Source organism: Bacteroides clarus, from assembly GCF_015555825.1.
GTDB lineage: Bacteria > Bacteroidota > Bacteroidia > Bacteroidales > Bacteroidaceae > Bacteroides > Bacteroides clarus.
Genome location: NZ_JADNLF010000007.1, coordinates 189,836 through 210,728, shown reverse-complemented (window position 1 = coordinate 210,728; position 20,893 = coordinate 189,836). Strand labels below are relative to the sequence as shown.

Here is a 20,893-nt window from a genome sequence, read left to right as displayed (position 1 = left end):
GAGCGAACAACGGCTTCAACCATTTATTAAAAAATTCTATTCTTCAGCTTGTTTTGCTTCAAATTCCTTGATAAGTTTATCCTGTACATCACTCGGAACAAGCTCATAACTTGCAAACTTCATAATAAACGAAGCACGACCGCCTGTTAACGAACTCAATGCCGTAGAGTACGAGGACATTTCCTTCAAAGGCACTTTGGCAATCAGTTTTTCATAACCGGCTTCGCTGTTCATACCCATAATCATGGCACGGCGTCCTTGCAGGTCACCCATCACATCACCCATCTTATCGGAAGGAACAAACACCTCTACATCATATATAGGTTCCAAAATCTTCGGACCGGCATTCTTAAACGCTTCACTGAACGCATTGCGTCCCGCCAGCATGAAAGAGATTTCATTGGAATCTACCGGGTGCATCTTACCGTCGTATACGATAACACGTACATCACGGGCATACGAACCGGTCAGCGGACCTTGCTCCATACGCGACATGATACCTTTCAGAATGGCAGGCATAAAACGGGCATCGATGGAACCGCCCACAATACTGTTCACAAATACCAGCTTGCCGCCCCATTCCAATGGCACTTCCTCAACGCCTTTCACGTTCATCTTGAATTCCTGTCCGTTGAACTTATAAGTTTCCGGCATCGGCATACCTTCATAATAAGGTTCCACAATCAAGTGAACTTCACCGAACTGACCGGCTCCACCGGATTGTTTCTTGTGGCGATAGTCGGCACGGGCAGCTTTCGTGATGGTTTCACGATACGGGATTCTCGGCTCTTCAAACTTAATCTGCAATTTCTCATTGTTCTCCAAACGCCACTTCAGTGTGCGCAGGTGGAATTCACCCTGTCCGTGCACAATGGTCTGACGCAACTCCTTAGACTGGTCGATAACCCATGTCGGGTCTTCCTCACGCATACGGTTCAAGATAGCCATCATCTTTTCCGTATCGGCTTCATTCAGCGGTTTGATGGCACGGGAATATTTGGAATTCGGATATTTGATAAAGTTGAAACGATTTTCAGCGCCTTTGGCATTCAGCGTATTGCCCGTATGCACGTCTTTCAGCTTCACCGTACAGCCGATATCGCCGGCCACCATTTCTTCCACCTTGATACGGTTGGCTCCCGCACATGCGTAAATCTGCGCAATGCGTTCTTTCGAACCGCGGTCGGCATTGGTAAAGTCATCTCCTTCGTGTACTTTGCCGCTCATCACCTTGAAATACTGCACGTCACCGATATGCGGCTCAACGGCAGTCTTGAAGAAATACAAGGAAGTAGGTCCGTTGGAGTCGGGTTTCACCACTTCGCCGCGTGTATTGTGCACCGGAGGCATTTCGTCTACAAACGGAACAACATTACCCAGGAACTCCATCAAACGGCGCACACCCATGTCCTTTCCCGCACACACGCAGAATACGGGGAACATACCGCGAGAAGCCAACCCCTTGCGGATACCCTCGCGCATTTCGTCTTCGGTCAGAGAATCCTGTTCGAAGAATTTCTCCATTAAAGTTTCATCGTGCTCGGCAGCAGCCTCTACCAATGCTTTATGCATGGCGGTCGCTTTTTCCATTTCCTCCGCGGGAACATCTTCTATAGTGGGCGCTCCGCCTTCCGGCCCCCACGAATATTTTTTCATCAGAAGTACATCAATCAACGAATTGAAATTCGGTCCGGTAGCCAACGGATATTGAACGGGAACTACCTTAGAACCGTAAATTGACTGCAACTGTTCCAGTACCATATCATAGTCGCACTTCTCATGGTCGAGCTGGTTTACAAGGAAAATAACCGGTTTGCCCAGCTTCTCCGTATAGCGGAAATGATTTTGAGTACCTACTTCAGGACCGTATTGCCCGTTCAGCAGCAGAATAGCCGTATCGGTTACATTGAGAGCCGTCATGGCCGCTCCCACAAAGTCGTCACTACCCGGACAGTCTATAATATTCAGTTTCTTACCGTTCCACTCCACATGATAAACGGTGGAAAACACAGAATAGCCATATTCCTGTTCCACCGGAAAGTAATCGCTGACCGTATTCTTGGCAGTAATTCTGCCGCGACGTTTTATAATACCACTCTCAAAGAGCAGCGCTTCCGTGAGAGTGGTTTTACCCGAGCCGTCATTGCCAAGGAGGGCAATGTTCTTAATTTCATTCGTCTGATATACTTTCATGATATATAAGATTTAAAGTGAATACTCAGCATGCTTCCGTATGCCATTATTTTAGTGAGCCGCAAATTAGAAATTAATCAAAAGAAAAGCAATAAAACGTCTGTGTTACTAAACAATGTTATGTAACACATCAGCCATACGGAGCTTTTTAATGAAGAATGAAGAATTATGAATGAAGAATTGCCATGCGGTGTAATCGCGCAGCTGATTCTTCATTCATAATTCTTCATTCTTCATTAAAAAAGGTTCACTGACATTGGTTGTCTCGGACAGAAGGCGGGATGACTGGTGAAGCAAGGAACCGCAAAGCATGTATAAGGCAGGAGTTTTGTGTGTTCTATCCCGATTGCATAAATGACAATGATTATTCTCCGGGATGAGTCGGGATGAGCCTACGGGGGAGATATCATTAAAAGCCTTTTAATATCCTATTAAAAGGCTTTTAATGATAGTTTAATAGGCTTTTAATGATAGCTCAACTTAGGAAAGAGATAAACAGACTCGGCAGAGGAAGGGGGATAAAGCGTACGATTTATCAATCAAGGGTATAAAGGCGGATAATCACATATATAAAAAGACTGCCCGTTCTTCCCATGGTGAGAGGAACGGGCAGCCGTCTGCCTATATCATATCTCTTTGTTATTTCAGCAAAGAAGCCGGGTCAAGATGCTCCGCTTCGATATCTTTGAAGTAACGATATGTACCTACTTTCAGTTCTGCGGTAGCGGCATCGTCGCAAACGATGATTCCTTTTTCATGCATTTGCAGCGCGCTGATTGTCCACATCTGCATCACAGGTCCTTCCACTGCATGATAAAGAGCGCGAGCCTTGTTGTGACCGTTTACAATAATCATGACTTCTCTTGCGCTGAGCACGGTACCTACACCTACAGTCAAAGACGTTTTGGGAACTTTGTTGACATCGTTGTCAAAGAAGCGGGAGTTGGCGATGATAGTATCGGTAGTCAGAGTTTTCTGACGGGTACGTGACGACAAAGAAGAACCCGGTTCGTTGAAAGCGATGTGTCCGTCGGGACCGATACCACCCATAAAGAGGTCGATACCGCCGTAAGACTTAATCTTTTCCTCATAACGTGCACATTCGGCATCGAGGTCGGCAGCGTTACCGTTCAGGATGTTGGTATTCTCCGGCTTGATATCGATGTGGCTGAAGAAGTTATTCCACATAAAAGAATAGTAGCTTTCGGGATGTTCCTTCGGCAAGCCTACATATTCGTCCATGTTGAAAGTCACCACGTTCTGGAAAGATACGATGCCTTTCTTGTTCAGGTCAATCAAGGCCTTGTACATACCCAGAGGCGAAGAGCCGGTAGGGCATCCCAATACAAACGGTTTTTCAGGTGTCGGATTAGCGGCTTTGATTTTGGCAGCTACATAATGTGCCGCCCACTGTGATACGGATTGATAATCCGGTTGAATGATTAGTCTCATTACGATTATTTTATTAGGTTAATAAATTGGAGGTTTATTATCATTTTCTATCTTTTTTCAAACGCTCCGCCATGGCGTACGCCAGGTTTTCGCATTGTTCATAGGTAATGTCCTTCATGGCCTGCTTCATTTCCACCGGATCGCCTACGATTTCAAATTTGCTCTTCTCGGCAAATTCACCCATACGCTTCACGGCTGCGCCCGCCCAGCAGAACGAACCGAAATAACCCAGATAACGGCCCTTCACCTCGCGCACCAATATCTTGGAGAGCAATGACTCTATCTCCGGATAAATCTGGTTGCTATAAGTGGGGCTTCCGATTATCAGACCCCGGTATTTGAATATATCGGCTATGATGTAAGACGGATTGCTCTTGCTGACGTTGTGCATCACGATGTTTTTGATGCCTTGAGCGGAAAGTTCCGCAGCGATTGCTTCCGCCATCTGTTCGGTATTGCCGTACATAGAGCCGTAGGCTATTACGACACCCTCTTCGGCGGCATAACGGCTCAGGCGGTCGTAAATACCGATAACTTTGGAAATGTTGTCCGTCCACACCGGTCCGTGCGTAGAGCAAATGGTGGAGATAGGCAGCCCGCCCAGCTTTGCCAACGCCTTCTGCACGGGAGAGCCGTACTTGCCTACGATGTTGGAGTAGTAACGCACCATTTCGTCCCAATACTTATCCAGGTTGATGCGCGTATCGAGGAAACCGCCGTCGAGCGTACCGAAACAACCAAATCCGTCGCCGGAGAAGAGCACGCCCTCCGTTTCGTCAAAAGTCATCATCGTTTCGGGCCAGTGCACCATCGGGGTCATATAGAAACGGAGCTTGTGGTGGCCTAAAGCAAGGAAATCCTCATCCTTTACCATATATTGTTCGCCCGTCACGCCGTAGAAACCTTCTATCATGCCAAACGTCTGCTTGTTGCCCACGATGACGATGTCGGGGTAATGCTGCTTGATTAAGCGGATAGAGCCGGAATGGTCCGGTTCCATATGGTTGATGATAAGATACTGGATGGGGCGTTCGCCTATGATGCTTTTTATCTTCCGAAGGTATATCTCAAAGTAGCAGATATCCACGGTATCCACCAGCGCTACCATTTCATCGTCTATCAGGTAGGAGTTGTAAGACACTCCGTAGGGCAAGGGCCACATGCCTTCAAACAAATGCTTGTTACGGTCATTCACTCCCACGTAATGGATTTTTCCTTTTATCGCTGTTTTTGAGTTCATTGTCATTGTCCTCTAATTTAGATTGATTCCATATTTATCAGCGGCAAAAATAAGTTTTTTTTCTCACATTTCATACTTCTTCCCTTGATATGCATCAAGTTCTTTCATTCTTTTTTGAACCCGGTGGTTAAATTCATAATTTTTCAGTCCCCAGTCGGGCGCGATAAGCAGATCTTTGGGAGACTGAGAGACAAAACGTTCCAAAACGATATCCGGACGAAGATGCTCTACATAATCTATCACAAGGTCGATATACTCTTCGACACCGAAAAGATGGAAATCCTCAGGATGCTGCTCATACTCCAAGGCCATACGGGTACCGCGTATCAGTTGCAACTGATGCATTTTCAGCGTAGTAAGCGGCAAGTGTGACAACTCTCGTGCCTGCGCCACAATGGTTGGATGAGTTTCGCCCGGCAGTCCCAGGATTACATGCCCGCCTGTCAATATTCCGCAAGCGGCAGTCCGCTGTACCGCATCAACGGTAGTTTGAAAAGTATGCCCTCGGTTAATGCGGCGGAGCGTTTCGTCACAGGTGCTTTCGATACCGTATTCCACTAAAAGAAAAGTATGCTTATTGATATTTTCCAGATACCGGAGCAGGTCGTCCGGCATACAGTCCGGGCGGGTACCGATAACCAGCCCCACCACACCGTCTACGGACAATGCCTCTTCGTACTTTCGCTTCAATGATTCCAACTCTCCGTACGTGTTGGTATAAGCCTGAAAGTATGCCAGATACCTCATTTCAGGGTATTTGTGGGCAAAGAAACGCTTACCTTCTTCCAGTTGCAGGCTTATCGGCTTTTCCGTACGGCAATAGTCGGGATTAAAAGTCTGGTTATTACAGTAGGTACAGCCGCCATATCCCTTGTTCCCGTCACGGTTGGGACAGGTAAACCCGGCATTCAACGAGATTTTCTGTACCTTATACGGAAAATAACGTTTCAGAAATGAAGGGAATTCATTATAAAGAGGTGTCACACTCATAAGTTTATGTTATTTAGAAACAAAAATAAGACTTTTCTTCGGTTTTTGCTAATGGAAAACGGTTCAGATGTCTTAATAACTGCCATAGGCAAACTTTGCATTTGTTAATAAACACAAACGTATTCATTTTAGGCTGCACTAAAAAATGTTACAGCAGTTGATTTTAAAGTAATTATGATATTAATCATACATTCAACCACCATCAAAGCAAACATATTTTAGTGATTAGTTACACTTTTTACATACAAATTTATAGTTTTAAAAGCATGGAGATTGAAATAAATTCATAGCTTTGCATACGACCTTAGTGAATCAACCTATAAATACTATACGCCATGGCAACAATTGCACTCGACATAGGCGGCACCAAAATAGCCAGCGCCATTTTTCTTTCCGACGGAAGTATGATGTTCAACAGGAAACGTCTTCTAAAAGGCAGAACAGGGCACGAAGTCGGCAAACTCGCAGCAGATATTCTGGCCAAGCTACTCACGGTGGCACGTAAGAGCCGCATACAAATCGACGGTGTGGGCGTATGCATTCCGGGAATCGTCTATTCCCAAACCAACCGCGTATGGGCCCCCAACATACCCGGCTGGGACAATTATCCGCTGTACGAAGAGTTGCGCTGTGTCACTCCCCCTGAAGTAGACATCTATATCGACAGCGACCGTACCTGCTATATGTATGGTGAAATGTGGCAAGGCGCCGCAAAAAACTGTCACAGCGCGGTATTCATCGCCGTAGGTACGGGCATCGGCGCCGGTATCATTATTGACGGTCATGTGCTGCACGGCGCCAGCGATATTATCGGAGCAACGGGCTGGATGGCTCTTCAGCCGCCTTATAAAGAAGATTATAAGGCTTGCGGATGTTTCGAGTATTACGCATCGGGCAACGGAATCGGAGCACGGGTTCGCGATGCCGTACGAGCCAACAAGGCCTATAAAGGAAAATTACGCCAGAAACCTATTTGCCGCATCTCCGCCTATGATGTATTCAGCGCCTATAACGAGGGAGACCCCATTGCCGTATCGGTACTGCAAAAGGCCGTTGAGATGTGGGGTATGGGAGCAGCCAACCTTGTCAGTTTATTGAATCCTCAAAAGGTTATATGGGGTGGCGGCGTATTCGGCCCTGCCGGCATATTCATAGACGACATTTACAAAGAAGCTTGCAAATGGGCGCAGCCCATCAGCATCAGGCAAGCCGAATTTGTACCTTCTCAATTGTCCGGAAACGCCGGATTGATAGGAGCAGCATTTCTTGCCATCAAAAACCATTTGTATGAATAACGGCTATCATAAAAATCTCGTATTCACGGCAGCGTGTATCGGAATGTGTTTCTTCGGCGTTTCAATGATTACGCTGGGTTCGGTACTACCCTCTCTCGTCACCAAGCTGGGATTAAGCGGATTACAAACAACATCACTGGTAACGTTCCTTCCTCTCGGCATGCTGATAGGCTCGCTGATTTTCGGTCCTATTGTCGATCGTTTCGGACACAAGGCCTTGCTGGTACCCAGTTGTATCATTGTATTATCGGGACTGGAAGGATTGATATTTTTTGAGAGCATCCCGCTCCTGCAACTCTCCATAGTAGGTATAGGCCTGGGCGGCGGTATCCTTAATGGAGAAACCAACGCTTTGGTGTCTGATATTTCCGGTGAATCGGAAAAAGGTTCCCGGCTTAGCTTTTTGGGAATGTTCTACGGATTGGGAGCATTGGGTATACCAAGCCTGCTGGGAGTATTGTCCGAACACTATTCTTTTGAAACAATCCTGCAAGGCATAGGTATCATTATGCTGGCAGGCATATTGTTCTGTATTCCCGTACATTTTCCCGCGCCCAAACAAGCGCAAGGCTTTCCCGTAAAAGAGGGATTGGGATTGCTGAAAGAGAGCAGCTTACTATTGCTCAGCTCCATTCTCTTCTTCCAAAGCGGCATCGAAGGAGTATGCAACAACTGGTCTACAAGCTATTTCGGACAGGTGACCGACATCCCCGCCAATCAGGCGTTAATAGCGCTTACCTGTATGGTCGTGGGGCTTACCGCGGCGCGTATGCTGCAAATCGTGATTTTCAAAAAGATAAAACCGGCAACCGTACTTCCCTACAGTCTTATCCTCACTGCGATAGGCTTTGGCCTGCTGACAGCGTCTCCGGGATTTATACGGGCCGCAACGGGTATGGTCTTGGTAGGAATGGGATTGTCATCCACTTATCCGGTCATCTTGAGTATTCTCGGCACCCGCTATCCCGCATTGTCAGGAACGGCATTCAGCATAGCGCTCGCCATAGCTCTTGTAGGACAGGCTGCCATGAACGGGCTTATGGGAATGGTTTCCGTATATGCCGGCGGCATAGTATTTTATCCTTATATGATGATAGGTTCGCTCATTATCATGCTTATATTGTTTAAACGTTCACTCAAATAATTAACCCCCTAAAACAAAACATTATGTTAGCACTTGAATGGTTAAAAAATGCCCACGGCATCATGGAAAAGCTGGAAGCTACTCAGTTGGAGAACATTAAAAAAGCAGCTACCGTTATGGCGGATGCTATTGAAGCAGGCCGTTGGGTTCACACCTTTGGTTGCGGTCACGCCACTATCCCCGTTGAAGAGATGTATCCGCGCATCGGCAGTTTCGTAGGCTTCCACCCGCTTTGCGAACTCCCTTTGACGTTCTTTACGCAAATCATCGGTCAGATGGGTATCCACCAGTTCCTTTTCTTGGAAAGAGCAGAGGGCTACGGACAGGAAATCATGAAGAACTATGACTTTGATTCCAAGGATTGTATCTGGATATTCTCTCATACCGGCATCAACGCCGTGAACATCGACGTAGCGTTGGAAGCCAAGAAGCGTGGAATGAAAGTTATCGTGTACGGTTCGGCAGGTGAAACCGGAGACAAACCCAGCCGCCATTCCGGTGGTAAGAACCTCTTTCAGATTGCCGACATCGTAGTTGACTCCTGCGTGCCTTTGGTAGACGCTTCCGTTCCTTTGAAAAACCATTTTGACAAGGTGGGTCCTTTGTCTACCCTGAGTTTCGTAACAATGGTGTGGATGACTATCACCACCGTTGCCGAGATTCTTGCCGACCGTGGCGTGAAGTTGTATATACATCCTTCGCACAACGTACCCGGTGATACTACCGCACACGAACGCCTTGATGCCGCCATCGCCGAATACCAACGAAAAGTAAAGTGCCTCTAATATGTACTGATTCCAATCATCACCTATTCTAATCATCATCTTTGAATGACAGCAACCCGTTCTGCTCTAAAAAGGCAGAGCGGGTTTTCTTTTTACATCCATGTAAAATGGAATTTATCATTTATTAATTAGATTAGATTTCCGCTTTATCGTATCTTTGCAAAAAACAACCGAATTAAAAAGATATGAAAAAGATAAGTTTTGCACTTCTTTTCTGCCTTTGCACACTGGCAAGTCTTGCCCAAAGCGGCAAACCGCTCGATTTAAAAGAAATCATATCCGGAGAATTTACTCCTCAAAGCATTTCAGGCGTCATCCCTATCCCCGGAGATGGTGAACACTATTCACAAATGAATGCGGATAAGACGCAAATCATCAAGTACTCCTTCAAAACAGGTAAACCGGTAGAAGTGCTGTTCGATGCCGCTACCGCCCGCGAATGCCCGTTCAAGAAATTCGACAGTTACAGTTTTGCTCCGGACGGCAGCAAGCTGCTTATCGCAACAGAAACTACTCCTATCTACCGCCACTCTTATACGGCGGTACATTATATATATAGCTTAAAGCGAAATCTCGACGGTAAGATAAACAATGTAGTAGAGAAACTGTCGGATGGCGGACCACAACAGGTGCCCGTATTCTCACCCGACGGGTATCAGGTGGCGTTCGTGCGTGACAACAACATCTTCCTCGTCAAATTACTTTACGGCAACAGCGAAAGCCAAGTGACCGAAGACGGCAAACGTAATGAAATACTGAACGGAATCCCCGACTGGGTGTACGAAGAGGAATTTTCCTTTAATCGCGCATTGGAGTTCAGTCCCGACAGCAAGATGCTGGCATTCATCCGTTTCGACGAGCGGGAAGTACCCTCTTATACATTTCCTGTATTTGCCGGTGAAGCTCCCCATATTACTCCTTATGAGAAATACCCGGGAGAATATACTTACAAGTATCCCAAGACAGGCGAAAAGAACTCGAAAGTATCCGTACATACTTTTGACATCAAATCCAAAGTAACCCGCAAAATCAATCTTCCGTTGGAAGAGGGGGGATATATTCCGCGTATCCGTTTCACACAAGACCCTGGCAAACTTGCCATAATGACGCTGAACCGTCACCAAAACCGGTTCGACCTGTACTTTGCCGATCCCCGCAGTACCGTCTGCAAGTTAGCGGTACGTGACGAAAGCGACACTTATATCCGTGAGAATGTATTCGATAATATCATTTTCTATCCGGAGAACTTCAGCTTTGTCAGCGAAAAGAGCGGATACAACCACTTGTACTGGTATAGCATCGGCGGAAACCTTATCAAGCAAGTCACTTCCGGCCCTTACGAAATACAAGACTTTTTAGGTTATGACCCCGAAGACGGCAGTTTCTATTACAGCAGTAACGAAGAAAGCCCGCTACGCAGTGCTATCTACAAGATAGACCGTAAAGGCAAAAAGATTAAATTATCATCGCAAGCCGGCACAAACAGCGCGCAGTTCAGTACAAATATGAAGTATTTCATGAACCGCTATTCAAGTTCGGACACTCCGACCGTCATTACTCTGAACGACAATACCGGCAAGGCGCTGACTACGCTCGTTGATAACTCCGCTTTAAAACAGAAATTAAAAGGATATGCTATACCCAAGAAAGAGTTCTTCTCTTTCCAAACCTCTGACGGTATTACGCTGAATGGCTGGATGATGAAACCCGCAGACTTCTCCGCCGGTAAGAAATATCCGGTTTTGATGTATCAGTACAGCGGCCCCGGTTCGCAACAGGTGCTTGACAAATTCGGCGTGAGTTGGGAAACCTACATGGCATCCCAAGGCTATATCGTAGCGTGCGTAGACGGACGAGGCACAGGTGGACGCGGCGCGGAATTCGCCAAAAGCACTTATCTGAATCTCGGCATCAAAGAAGCCAAAGACCAAGTGGAAACCGCTCTGTATTTAGGACGCCAACCTTATGTAGACAAAGACCGCATCGGAATCTGGGGGTGGAGCTATGGCGGATATATGACCATTATGAGTATGAGCGAAGGAACTCCGGTATTCAAAGCAGGAGTTGCCGTTGCCCCGGTTACCGACTGGAACTATTACGATACCGTATACGGCGAACGTTTCATGCGTACTCCGAAAGAAAACGCCGAAGGCTACAAAGCCTCATCAGCCTTTACCCGTGCCAATAATTTGCATGGCAATCTGTTGTTGGTACATGGCATGGCGGATGATAACGTCCACTTTCAGAATTGCGTGGAATATGCCGAACACCTCGTACAACTTGGCAAGCAGTTCGACATGCAGGTCTACACCAATCGCAACCACAGTATATTCGGTGGTAATACCCGCCTGCATCTGTATACCAAATTGACGAATTTCTTTAATCGGGAATTGAAAAAGTAAATGAGTGAAAGAGTACGTAAGCCGGAATGGCTTAAAATAAGTATCGGCGCCAACGAACGTTACACCGAAACAAAACGTATCGTGGAATCCCACTGCCTGCATACCATCTGTAGCAGTGGGCGCTGCCCCAATATGGGAGAATGTTGGGGAAGAGGTACGGCTACCTTTATGATAGGCGGAGACATTTGTACCCGTTGCTGCAAATTCTGCAATACGCAAACAGGCAAGCCCATGCCTTTAGACCCGCAAGAACCTGTACATGTAGCCGAGTCCATCGCTTTAATGAAACTCTCCCACGCCGTTATCACCTCTGTGGACAGGGACGATTTGCCGGATTTGGGCGCTGCCCATTGGGCGCAAACGATTCGCGAAATCAAACGCCTCAATCCGGAAACAACCGTCGAAGTGTTGATTCCCGACTTTCAAGGCAAAAAGAAACTTATAGACATGGTTATCGAAGCCCGGCCGGAAATCATCTCCCACAATATGGAAACGGTGAAACGTATCAGTCCGCTGGTACGAAGCGCCGCCCGTTATGAAACAAGCCTTGAAGTGTTGCGGCAGATAGCCGGAAGCGGTACTACCACCAAATCCGGCATCATGGTCGGCCTTGGAGAAACTCCGGATGAAGTGGCGGAACTAATGGACGACTTACGCAATGCCGGTTGCCAAATACTCACCATCGGACAATATTTACAGCCTACACATAAGCATTATGCTGTGGCCGGATATGTTACTCCCGCCCAATTTGCCGCTTACAAAGAGCTTGGATTGAAGAAAGGGTTCACTCAAGTAGAAAGCGCACCTTTGGTTCGTTCGTCTTATCATGCAGAAAAATCAACCCAGTATCTACAAAAAAGGATGAAATAAAGAACATTTTATACAAGCCGTTTGTTAAAAAGGAAACGGCAAAATAGCGTAGTAATGGGCAAGCAAAGAGTTCTATCATCCAAGTTCAATATGTCGCTGGGATATATCCCCGTCATTATATCCATTATATTATGTGAATTCATAATACAAGACATAGCCATCTACATCGGTACAGGTGTGGGATTATTATCAAGTATTTACATGTGGCGGCGTAAAGGCTCGCATATCCCCCAGATTATACTATACTGTACAACAGGAATGTTATTATTATTAACAATAACCTCTTTATTTTCCACCGATTATTGTCCGAAAGCCATGTTTCCATTCACATTGGAAATCAGTGCGATTATACCGCCGCTCATCATCTTCCTGAATAGAAGACGCTTTTTAAACTACCATACCGCCCAAACCCATAAATGCTGCAAACAATTCTTTGCACAAGGCGCCGAAGCCGCCATTGTATCGGCACGCGTACTATTACTCATCGGCTTTTTACATTTTCTTATCATATCGCTTGCCATATTGCTCAGCCACCCGCTGAGTGATACGATGCGTCATGTCTTATTCCGCGTCATACCGCCTTGCGTATTTATATTGAGCATCTTATTCAATCAATTCGGTATCTACTACTTCAATAAAGTAATGAAACATACCGTATTCGTACCTATCGTGACAAAAAAAGGAGATGTTATCGGAAAAGCAATAGCATCCGAAGCCATCAACCGGAAAAACGAATATATCAACCCGGTTATCCGCGTTACCGTAGCCTCGCACGGCATGTTGTTTTTATTGCCGCGCCCCCAATGCAGCCTGCTCGAAAAAGGAAAGACGGATGTGTTAATGGAGAGCTACTTATTGTATGGAGAAACTCTGGAACAGGGCGTAGAAAGAATTTTACTGAGAACGTTGCCGACAGCACCACTGCAGAATCTTCATTTCAGTTTCATGTACCATTTTGAGAATGAGGCCACCAACCGTTTGATTTATCTCTTTACCCTTGACCTGGATGATGATTCCATCTTATGCAATAAAAAGTTTAAGGGCGGAAAGCTTTGGACATTCCAGCAAATAGAACATAATCTCCATCGAAACTTTTTCAGCAGTTGTTTCGAATGTGAATATGAGCATATAAAGGAGATTATTTATACAAGAGAAAAATACAAGGAATTTTAGACAAATCGGGAACCTTACCCTGCCATTCCTTCACCGTTTTCGTTTTAATATATTCTCCCTCACATGTGATATTGGCAGCAATACAAAGTTTGGTCTGAGGGCGGCAGTTATGCAGAATATCCTCTATCATTTTATTGTTGCGATAAGGAGTTTCTATAAAAAGCTGGGTCTGATGCTCATTATACACACGCTGCTCCAACACTTTCAGTTTCTTGGCACGCTCACCGGGCTCGATCGGCAGATAACCATGAAAAGCAAAACTTTGCCCGTTGAAACCGGAACCCATAACCGATAATATAATGGAAGAAGGTCCGACCAAAGGAATAACCCTCAGGTTCTTACGTTGGGCTATCGCCACTACATCCGCTCCCGGGTCGGCAATAGCCGGACATCCTGCCTCAGAAATCACTCCCATTGAGTTTCCTGCTTCAAGCGGCTTCAAATATCCGGAAATATCTTCCGGTGACGTATGTTTATTGAGCGTATAAAACGTAAGCGAATCGATATCTGTCTCCCTATCCACCTTCTTTAGGAAACGGCGTGCCGAACGCACATCCTCCACTATAAAATGACGGATACCCAAAATCACTTCTTTATTATAAGAAGGTAACACGGTTTCAACAGGAGTATCGCCTAAAGTAACAGGCAATAGATAAAGAGCAGTTTCCATGTGAATCAACTAAAGTGATAAAGCAATAGAGTGGTAAGATTATAAAGGGATAAAATAAAGCGATAAAGTGGTAAGGTGATAAGGCTATGAGCCTAAATTACGATCACCCCATCACTTTACCGCTTCATCATCCTTTTTTATCCGTAGATTATATTTCCGTTTTCGTCTTTGTACTCATCCAGACCTTTTTCATAAGTAGCCATAGCGCGCAAGCTCATACCTACACTGGAGAATCCACCGTCGTGGAACAGGTTCTGCATAGTAACCTTACGGGTTAAGTCGGAGAACATAACGATGCAATAATCCGCACATTCGTCAGCCGAAGCATTACCCAGCGGAGACATACGGTTGGCAAAGTCAAACAGTTTGTCCATTCCCTTTACGCCTGAACCGGCAGTAGTCATTGTAGGAGACTGAGATATTGTATTGACACGTACATTGTGCTCACGTCCGTAAATGTAGCCAAAACTACGTGCAATAGACTCCAACAGCGCTTTTGCATCTGCCATGTCATTGTAACCATAGAACGTGCGTTGCGCTGCTACATAACTCAAAGCCAAGATGGAACCGTATTCTGCGATGGCGTTCATCTTCTTGGCAGCCTGTATCATCTTATGGAAAGAAACCGCCGAAATATCCAGCGTCTTACCCAACATATCGTAATCGAGATCATCGTATGTACGCTTCTTGCGCACATTCGGAGACATACCGATAGAATGAAGAACGAAATCCACCTGGCCGCCCAATACTTCCATAGAACGTTTGAACACATTCTCCAAATCTTCCACACTGGTAGCATCCGCTGCTATGACTTCGCAATTCAGTTTTTCAGCCAATGCCGAAACTTCACCCATACGCACAGCGACAGGTGTATTGGACAAGGTGATCGTCGCACCTTCTTCTACTGCTTTTTCTGCAACTTTCCAGGCAATGGATTGCTCATTCAGAGCACCGAAAATAATGCCTCTTTTTCCTTTCAACAAATTGTAACTCATACCTTTTTTACTAAGTTTTGAGCTGCAAAGATAGTGCAAAAACCCCGAAAGCATGCAAAGAAAAGGCTAAAACCACAAAAAATACACTAAAACCAACAATTAGTACACATATTTTCAGCCAAAGCCCGATACTTTTGCAATTGGTAATTAAGAGGTTTTTTCATAATATTTATTTAAGGTTAGAATTAGGTTAACATGAATCAATTTATTATTTCTTTCGTAGGCCACTCGTGAGAGCAGCTTACGGGGAAGTAATAAAAAGGGAAGTAAAAATTAAGGAATACCGCTTAATCCATAAATCAGAATTCATAAATTCATTAACATAGTATCACGAATGAACACATTATTCAAAAAGCTATTTACGCTTACCGCATTTTCTTTTGCATTACTGCCTGTACAATATGCCGTTCATGCCCAATGCAAAAATTCCATAGATGAAAACATCTATAAAGAGTTGCCTTTCAATATGCCAAAGGTTGAGCAGCCGTCATTTCCGGATTATACAGTCAGTATCCTGCAATTCGGAGCAAAAGGCGACGGAACTACCTTAAACACAAAAGCGATTAATGACGCCATTAAAGCCGTCAACGCAAAAGGCGGCGGTAAAGTAGTCATCCCGGAAGGATTATGGCTGACAGGCCCTATCGAGTTATTAAGCAATGTCAACTTGTATACCGAAAAGAATGCCTTGGTGGTCTTTACAGATGATTTTAATGCCTATCCTATTCTCGAAACATCATTTGAGGGTCTGAACACCCGCCGTTGCCAGTCACCTATCTCCGCACGCAACACAGAAAACATAGCCATCACAGGTCATGGCGTGTTCGACGGTTCGGGTGACAGCTGGCGTCCGGTGAAGAAAAGCAAACTGACCGCCAGTCAATGGGATGCGCTCGTTAAATCAGGCGGTGTGGTAGACAAATCGATATGGTATCCTACAGCCGGTTCGCTAAAGGGAGCATTGGCCTGCAAGAACTTCAATAATCCCGAAGGTATCGAAACAGACGAGGAATGGAATGAAATCCGTCCGTGGTTACGCCCCGTATTGCTCAATATCGTTAAGAGTAAAAAAGTCTTATTAGAAGGAGTCACATTCAAAAACTCACCGAGTTGGTGTCTGCATCCGCTATCATGCGAGCACATCACTATCAACCAAGTAAAGGTATTCAATCCCTGGTATTCTCAAAACGGTGATGCTTTAGATTTGGAATCCTGCAAGAATGCATTGATAATCAATAATATCTTCGATGCCGGTGACGATGCCATCTGTATCAAATCCGGCAAAGACGAGGACGGACGTAAACGCGGTGAACCTTGCCAGAATGTTATCGTAAAGAATAACACAGTATTGCACGGCCATGGCGGCTTCGTTGTAGGCAGTGAAATGTCCGGCGGCGTAAAAAACATCTATGTAACAGACTGTACTTTCCTCGGCACAGACGTAGGCCTGCGCTTCAAGAGCACCAGAGGACGCGGCGGTGTTGTAGAGGGAATCTACATTCACAACATCCACATGATTGATATACCTCACGAACCGTTGCTCTTCGATTTGTTTTATGGTGGCAAAGCTGCCGGCGAAGAAACGGAAGAAGACCTGAAAGGCCGCATGAAGACAACGGTTCCCCAAGTAACCGTTGAAACACCTTCTTTCCGGAATATCCATATCTCCAATATTATTTGTAAGGGTTCGGGACGCGCCATGTTCTTCAACGGACTACCCGAAATGCCCATCAAAAATGTAACCGTAAAGGATGTAATCATCAACGACGCCAAAGAAGGCGTTGTCATCAGCCAGGCGGAAGGTGTAACGTTGGAAAACATACGTATAGAAACCAAGGGACACACATTGAACGTGAAAAACGCTAAAAATCTGAAAGTAGACGGAAAAGTGTATACCACTATCGGCACAGAAGGAAAAGTGTTGGATTTTAAGTAAAATTCGATAAGTTAAGAAGCTCAAAGCAGACAGTCTTTTTGCCAAAAGAAAGAGAGCTGTCTGCTCTTTTTAGTTTAATTTTGCCGCAATTAATTAAACACATTCCTTATGAAAACGACCTTTTTAACCGGTTTCCTGTTATTGTGCGCGTGTACTCTTACCGCACAATCTCAACCAAGTACCAAAACCATTTCGGTAGAAGTGAGCAACTCATGGAGCAAAGACAAAGCCGACGCTCCGGTAGTATTAAAAATCAAAGACCTGCAACCCGGTTTCCGTGTGCGTTCTGCCGTCGTAATGAACGGCAATGAAGAAATCCCTTCGCAGTTGGACGACCTGAACGGTGATTTGAAAGCCGATGAATTGGCCTTTGTCATGGATATTCCTGCCAAAAGCAAGAAAATGCTGACCATTACCTTGTCTTCCGCTAAAACGGATAAGACCTACCCGTCGCGTGTATTTGCCGAAATGCTGATACGCGATACAAAAAAACAGAAGCATGCCCCCATACAGTCGGTCACAGTGCCGGGAACTACCAACTTTTATAGCATGCTACATGGACACGGACCCATGTTTGAATCGGAATTAGTCGCTTACCGCGTCTATTTTAATCAAAAGCAAACCGTTGACCCGTACGGTAAATTCAAAAAGGGACTGGAAATCCAAAAAAGCCGGTTCTATCCTAACGACAAGCAGCTTGCGCGCGGATTCGGCGATGACGTGCTGATGGTTGGCAACAGTTGCGGTATCGGCGCCTTGAAAGGTTGGGACGGGACAAAAGCCACTCATATAGAGCCGATAGCGTTCCGTACAGAAAGCATTCTTGCCTACGGCCCCGTACGCACCATAGCCGATGTGACCGTCAAAGGCTGGGACTATCAGGGAAAAGAGCTGAATATGACCAACCGCTATATCCTTTATGCCGGACATCGTGACCTGTTGGTAGAAACGTTCTTTGACGAACCCCTGCAAGATGAAGTGTTCTGCACCGGCGTACAAAACATTATGGGTAACGAAACACTTTCGGAGTCCGATCATAAAGGCTTGGTAGGTAGTTGGGGAAGACACTGGCCGGTAAACGATACTGTAAAATATGCAAAAGAAACAGTAGGTATCGCCACCTATATTCCACAGAAATACATCCGCAAAGAAGTAAAAGACAAAGATAACTTCCTTTACACTCTTTCCGCACCGGGCAGCGACCGTTTCCACCATTACACCATGTTTACGTCATGTAAGGAAACGTTCGGCTATCCTACTCCCGAAGCATGGTTCGCTTATATGCGCGAGTGGAAAGAAGAACTGCAGCACCCGGTTCAGATAAAAATCAAGAATTAAAAATTAAAGAATTAAATCGTGACATGAAAACCAGAAACGCACTTTTAGGACTCAGCCTGCTGCTTGCATTACCGCTGGCGGCACAAGAAAAGAATTATGTTTCCGAGGTATGGGTAGCCGACCAAGGTAACGGTAAATACAAAAATCCGATACTCTATGCAGACTATTCCGATCCGGATGCCTGCCGTGTAGGAGATGACTTCTATATGACCTCTTCCAGTTTCAACTGCCTGCCGGGGTTACAGATTCTGCACTCCAAAGACCTCGTGAACTGGAGCATCATCGGAGCTGCCGTTCCTTATGCCCTCTCCCCCGTTGAAACACCGGAACGTCCAGAGCATGGCAACCGTGTATGGGCGCCCGCTATCCGCCATCACAACGGTGAATTCTATATTTTCTGGGGCGATCCCGACCAGGGCGCTTTCATGGTAAAAGCCAAAGACCCCAAAGGTCCGTGGACAGAACCCGTACTCGTAAAACCGGGCAAGGGTATTATAGACACCTGTCCTTTCTGGGATGAAGACGGAAAAGTTTATATGGTACACGCCTATGCAGGAAGCCGTGCCGGATTGAAGAGTATCATATCCATTTGCGAGTTGAATGCGGATGCCACCAAAGCCATAACGCAGTCACGCATCATCTTCGACGGTCATGAAGCCCACCAGACTTGTGAAGGTCCCAAACTCTACAAAAGGGGGGAATATTACTATATCTTCCATCCGGCAGGCGGCGTACCCACCGGTTGGCAGGTTGTTCTCCGTTCCAAGAACATATACGGTCCTTACGAATGGAAAAAGGTGCTGGCGCAAGGTGACAGTCCCATCAACGGCCCTCACCAGGGAGCATGGGTAGATACTCCTACCGGTGAAGACTGGTTCCTGCATTTCCAGGATGTGGGCGCATACGGCCGTTTGGTACACTTACAACCCATGAAATGGGTCAACGACTGGCCTGTTATCGGCATCGACAAAGACGGTGACGGTTGTGGCGACCCGGTACTGGTTTATAAAAAGCCGAACGTAGGCAAGACATATCCTATCTGCACTCCGCAAGAAAGTGATGAGTTTGACGGCTATACCCTTTCTCCGCAATGGCAATGGCATGCCAACATCAACGAAAAATGGGCTTATTACGCAGGAGATCAAGGCATCGTACGTCTCTACTCCTATCCTGTTGTCAAAGACTGCAAAAACCTTTGGGACGTAGCCAACCTATTGTTACAGAAAACTCCCGCCGACAATTTTACCGCCACCATGAAACTGACTTTCAAACCGACGGAAAAGTACAAAGGAGAGCGCACCGGACTGGTAGTTATGGGACTCGACTATGCCGGACTTGTTTTGGAAAACACGGAAAAAGGCCTGGTATTGTCCCAGGTATCTTGCCCTAAAGCGGAAAAAGGTACTCCCGAAACAATAAACGGTACAGTCGGTTTAAAAGACAATACCATCTACCTGCGTGCCAAGTTTACCTCTGACGGGAAAAAGATTTCCAAGAGCGAAGGCGGACACGACCTGTTGGTACTGTGCAACTTCAGTTACAGCCTCAACGGAAAGAAATTCCAGCCATTGGGCAAACCGTTCCAAGTGAAAGAAGGCAAATGGATCGGCGCTAAAGTAGGTATGTTCTGTACCCGCCCGGCCATTGTTACCAACGACGGCGGCTGGACAGACGTAGACTGGTTCAGAATTACAAAATAACAAGTTCCCGGCGAATTGTTATATCTTTGTGCCGAAAACCAAAAGAAAAGAACAATGAAGAAGCTTGTTATATTTGACTTAGACGGAACGTTATTAAACACCATTGCCGATTTGGCGCAAAGCACCAATCATGCCTTGAGCGTACTGGGTTATCCCATGCACGAGGAGTCGACCTATAACTTTATGGTAGGCAATGGAATTAACAAACTATTTGAAAGAGCTCTTCCCGAAGGCGAAAAGAGCGAGGAAAATGTACTCCGCGTCCGTAAGGAATTCGTTCCTCACTACGATAGGCACAATGCCGATAAGAGCCGTCCCTATCCCGGCATTCCCGAACTGTTGGAACAATTACAGTTACAGGGGCTACAAATTGCGGTTGCATCCAATAAGTATCAAGCTGCAACTCAAAAACTGATAGCCCACTATTTTCCGAAAATAGATTTCGTCGCCATATTCGGCCAGCGAGAAGGGGTAAACGTAAAACCCGACCCCACCATTGTAGAAGATATTCTATCCATTGCCAAAGTAGATAAAAAAGACGTGCTCTATGTAGGAGATTCCGGTGTGGATATGCAGACTGCAATCAATGCCGGAGTAACTTCCTGCGGGGTTACCTGGGGTTTCCGTCCACGGACTGAGTTAGAGGAATTTAATCCCGACTATATTGTAGATAGAGCAGAAGAAATTTTAAAATTGACAAACTAAAAAAA

General features: G+C 45.8%; 16 protein-coding genes. 10 read left to right on the top strand and 6 right to left on the bottom strand.

Annotated features, from left to right (window positions below; translation table 11 throughout):
* Positions 1 to 36: 36 nt before the first annotated feature.
* The 4 genes from I2F54_RS09885 to I2F54_RS09870 form a co-directional block, all read right to left on the bottom strand.
* The gene (locus tag I2F54_RS09885; RefSeq protein ID WP_009123067.1) at positions 37 to 2,193 is read right to left on the bottom strand and encodes an elongation factor G; all 2,157 of its coding nucleotides are present in this window, start codon (positions 2,191 to 2,193) and stop codon (positions 37 to 39) included.
* A gap of 639 nt (positions 2,194 to 2,832) precedes the next feature.
* Entirely contained in the window at positions 2,833 to 3,645 is an 813-nt protein-coding gene (gene nagB / locus I2F54_RS09880) for a glucosamine-6-phosphate deaminase (protein WP_009123066.1), read from the bottom strand.
* A gap of 40 nt (positions 3,646 to 3,685) precedes the next feature.
* Positions 3,686 to 4,885, bottom strand: coding sequence for an FprA family A-type flavoprotein (locus tag I2F54_RS09875; protein ID WP_195501084.1), 1,200 nt, complete (start codon positions 4,883 to 4,885; stop codon positions 3,686 to 3,688).
* Between the two features lie 63 nt (positions 4,886 to 4,948).
* On the bottom strand, positions 4,949 to 5,875 hold the full coding sequence (locus I2F54_RS09870) for a TIGR01212 family radical SAM protein (protein ID WP_195501083.1): 927 nt from the start codon (positions 5,873 to 5,875) through the stop codon (positions 4,949 to 4,951).
* Positions 5,876 to 6,210: 335 nt separating this feature from the next.
* Here I2F54_RS09870 and I2F54_RS09865 point away from each other — a divergent pair, with 335 nt between their 5' ends.
* The 6 genes from I2F54_RS09865 to I2F54_RS09840 all read left to right on the top strand — a co-directional run bounded on the left by I2F54_RS09865 (position 6,211) and on the right by I2F54_RS09840 (position 13,544).
* Positions 6,211 to 7,170 carry an ROK family protein gene (locus tag I2F54_RS09865; RefSeq protein WP_009123062.1) on the top strand — a complete coding sequence of 320 codons (960 nt, stop codon included), beginning with the start codon at positions 6,211 to 6,213 and terminating at the stop codon, positions 7,168 to 7,170.
* Positions 7,163 to 8,314 (top strand): MFS transporter, encoded by a 1,152-nt coding sequence (locus I2F54_RS09860; RefSeq protein ID WP_087412320.1) that lies wholly within the window; start codon positions 7,163 to 7,165, stop codon positions 8,312 to 8,314. The genes I2F54_RS09865 and I2F54_RS09860 overlap by 8 nt, the downstream gene beginning before the upstream one ends.
* Positions 8,315 to 8,337: 23 nt before the next feature.
* The gene (locus I2F54_RS09855; RefSeq protein WP_009123060.1) at positions 8,338 to 9,099 is read left to right on the top strand and encodes a sugar isomerase domain-containing protein; all 762 of its coding nucleotides are present in this window, start codon (positions 8,338 to 8,340) and stop codon (positions 9,097 to 9,099) included.
* 185 nt (positions 9,100 to 9,284) lie between these two features.
* A complete protein-coding gene (locus I2F54_RS09850) occupies positions 9,285 to 11,501 on the top strand; it encodes a S9 family peptidase (RefSeq protein ID WP_022218186.1) in 2,217 nt (738 codons plus the stop codon).
* On the top strand, positions 11,502 to 12,371 hold the full coding sequence (gene lipA, locus I2F54_RS09845) for a lipoyl synthase (protein ID WP_195501082.1): 870 nt from the start codon (positions 11,502 to 11,504) through the stop codon (positions 12,369 to 12,371).
* Between the two features lie 54 nt (positions 12,372 to 12,425).
* Positions 12,426 to 13,544 (top strand): hypothetical protein, encoded by a 1,119-nt coding sequence (locus tag I2F54_RS09840; RefSeq protein ID WP_195501081.1) that lies wholly within the window; start codon positions 12,426 to 12,428, stop codon positions 13,542 to 13,544.
* Here I2F54_RS09840 and I2F54_RS09835 read toward each other — a convergent pair.
* Entirely contained in the window at positions 13,510 to 14,214 is a 705-nt protein-coding gene (locus I2F54_RS09835; protein ID WP_087412324.1) for an SAM-dependent methyltransferase, read from the bottom strand. The genes I2F54_RS09840 and I2F54_RS09835 overlap by 35 nt on opposite strands.
* A 137-nt stretch (positions 14,215 to 14,351) precedes the next feature.
* Positions 14,352 to 15,209 carry an enoyl-ACP reductase FabI gene (locus I2F54_RS09830; protein WP_022218190.1) on the bottom strand — a complete coding sequence of 286 codons (858 nt, stop codon included), beginning with the start codon at positions 15,207 to 15,209 and terminating at the stop codon, positions 14,352 to 14,354.
* A gap of 334 nt (positions 15,210 to 15,543) precedes the next feature.
* Here I2F54_RS09830 and I2F54_RS09825 point away from each other — a divergent pair, with 334 nt between their 5' ends.
* The 4 genes from I2F54_RS09825 (at position 15,544) to I2F54_RS09810 (ending at position 20,888) form a co-directional block, all read left to right on the top strand.
* Complete coding sequence (locus I2F54_RS09825; RefSeq protein ID WP_195501080.1) at positions 15,544 to 17,145, top strand: glycoside hydrolase family 28 protein; 1,602 nt, start codon at positions 15,544 to 15,546, stop codon at positions 17,143 to 17,145.
* A 108-nt stretch (positions 17,146 to 17,253) separates the two neighbouring features.
* Positions 17,254 to 18,483 carry a DUF4861 domain-containing protein gene (locus I2F54_RS09820; protein ID WP_195501079.1) on the top strand — a complete coding sequence of 410 codons (1,230 nt, stop codon included), beginning with the start codon at positions 17,254 to 17,256 and terminating at the stop codon, positions 18,481 to 18,483.
* Positions 18,484 to 18,506: 23 nt separating this feature from the next.
* Positions 18,507 to 20,183, top strand: a complete 1,677-nt coding sequence (locus I2F54_RS09815; protein WP_195501078.1) for a glycoside hydrolase family 43 protein — start codon at positions 18,507 to 18,509, stop codon at positions 20,181 to 20,183.
* A 54-nt stretch (positions 20,184 to 20,237) separates the two neighbouring features.
* On the top strand, positions 20,238 to 20,888 hold the full coding sequence (locus I2F54_RS09810; protein WP_195501077.1) for an HAD family hydrolase: 651 nt from the start codon (positions 20,238 to 20,240) through the stop codon (positions 20,886 to 20,888).
* Positions 20,889 to 20,893: the final 5 nt, after the last annotated feature.